Genomic DNA, 1,463 nt, shown 5'->3' on the forward strand with positions numbered 1-1,463 from the left:
TCGGCCTTGTTCACCTGCTCTCGCAGCTTCTATCGCAGCATTGAGTGCTAAAAGGTTGGTTTGATCGGCAATGCCACGGATCACACTCAATATCGAAGACACTTCGCCTGTCTGTTCGTTGAGTGTGGTGATCTTGTGTTTCACCTCTTCAATACTAGTGACAAGGTTCTTTATCTCGCTACTTGCATCATGGGCTTGGTTCGCACTTTTACATGCCACATCCGAAGTGTGATTGATGAGGTCAGATGCGGTTAATGTCGCTTGTTCTACATTGACCTGCTGAGCTTGTATTCCTTCAACATTACTTTGTACTTCAGCGGTCTCATTCTGCTGGTCGCTGGCGGCTTGCTCAGTAATTTGTGCGACGCTCGTCAGTTGATTGGCAGACGCGTTCAGCTTATGAGAGGTATCTTGTACTTGTTCCAAACTGCTTGATACTGTGCCCATAAACGAGTTAATTGATTTCGCCAGAGTGCCAATTTCATCTTGGCTCTGTTCCGGTAGGCGAGTGGAAAGGTCCTTATCGCTGCTGACTTGAGTCATAAAGCGAGAGGTTTGCTGAAGCGGGCGTACAATGATTTTACGAATCAGCCCCATCGTCAGCACAAAGCCAGCGAAGGAGATCACTGCCATGATACCGATCGCAGCCATAGTTTGAGTGTTAATCAGCGAATTAACATGACTCAGATTGTACTCTAGTCGAATTGCTCCCAATACTTCACCTTCTGGTGCCATATGACACGCGATACAATTGGTACCACGATAGTTTTCGCTCGATTTCATTGGTAGGGCGATCACTAACCCTTTTCCCCAATCGGCAGAAAATGGCTCGATAACCGTTTCGCCTGACAAGGCTCTTTTATCAATCTCGTCAACAGGTGTTTGGTTGTCATTGCCTGGACCATACAACTTACTTACGGCTTCGGCACGTAATACTCGAACGTCTTCAATGCCTTCTTGCGCTAACGCTTTCTGACGCAGCGTTTCTTTCTGTGCCATGGTGCCTGTCAGCATCATCATATTAAGGCTATCGAAATAGTTGCTCGCTTTATCGTGAAGTTGTTCACTTAGAACGGAATTAACCAGTTGTTTTTGTTGGGAGTATTGAAAGTAGGTGGATATTGCCAGTAAAAAGGTAAATACAATGGCAAGAGCAACCAAAATCTTGAAGGTTATTGTTGAGCGCATAGGTGTTTTTATTAATTCTGATGACGCGGATACTGTACTGGCAAGAGTCCTTACCACCTATGGGGTATATCGAATAATGTGACCACACTCCGGTTGTGGTTTTGTTTCTGTGATGTAGCGAGTTTGTATAATCACTGAGGTCTAATTGGAACATCTAAAGAGTAAGGATCCGATTTTGATAGTTTCGCCTAGCAAGTGAGTCGAAGCTGGTGCGAATAAAAGTACTATTTTGGATGGTTGAGTTTTATTAGTTAACAAGTCTTCTATTAATAATG

At 44.3% G+C, this 1,463-nt stretch carries 1 protein-coding gene; it reads right to left on the bottom strand.

What is annotated here, in order from left to right:
* The coding region (locus BCT81_RS20080; protein ID WP_102425579.1) for a methyl-accepting chemotaxis protein at window positions 1-1,188 on the bottom strand (1,188 nt) is incomplete at its 3' end.
* Window positions 1,189-1,463: the final 275 nt, after the last annotated feature.

Source organism: Vibrio sp. 10N.261.52.A1 (assembly GCF_002876325.1).
In the GTDB taxonomy this organism is placed as follows: domain Bacteria; phylum Pseudomonadota; class Gammaproteobacteria; order Enterobacterales; family Vibrionaceae; genus Vibrio; species Vibrio chagasii.